At 64.6% G+C, this 395-nt stretch carries 1 protein-coding gene; it reads right to left on the minus strand.

Features of this window, described 5'->3' with window-relative positions; translation table 11 throughout:
- Positions 1 to 395: DUF6708 domain-containing protein (locus tag FKM52_RS21785; RefSeq protein ID WP_342777797.1), on the minus strand; the 395-nt coding region annotated here is incomplete at both ends.

Below are 395 nucleotides of genomic sequence, written 5' to 3' on the forward strand. Positions count from 1 at the left end.
GCCCGCTTTTTGTCCACCATGCTGTGCGCCATATCCAGCCCCAGCATCCAGCGCCAGAGCGGACGCGGGTTGTGTACCGCGCTGATATCCCACGGGTCATCCGGGGCAATCACGCACTGCGCTTCCACCTCCGCGCTCCAGCGCGGGATTTTGCAGCTGTACATCGCGAACAGGCGGAACGGCCACGCCGTCAGGTACAGCGCCATCAGGAACGGAACCAGAAACAGCGGCGCGCCGTAGGCGGCGCTGAGCATCAGGTACCAGTAGCCAAAGAAGATGCCTTCACGCCGCCCTTCCACCGGCGGCATCAGCTTCAGCACGTGCGCCACGGCCTCCGGCCCCTCTTCCATATAGCGGCGCACAAACTCCCAGTTGGCATACAGCTCCTCGCGGCG

Origin of the sequence: Mixta tenebrionis, assembly GCF_006517625.1 — a bacterium.
Taxonomy (GTDB): domain Bacteria; phylum Pseudomonadota; class Gammaproteobacteria; order Enterobacterales; family Enterobacteriaceae; genus Mixta; species Mixta tenebrionis.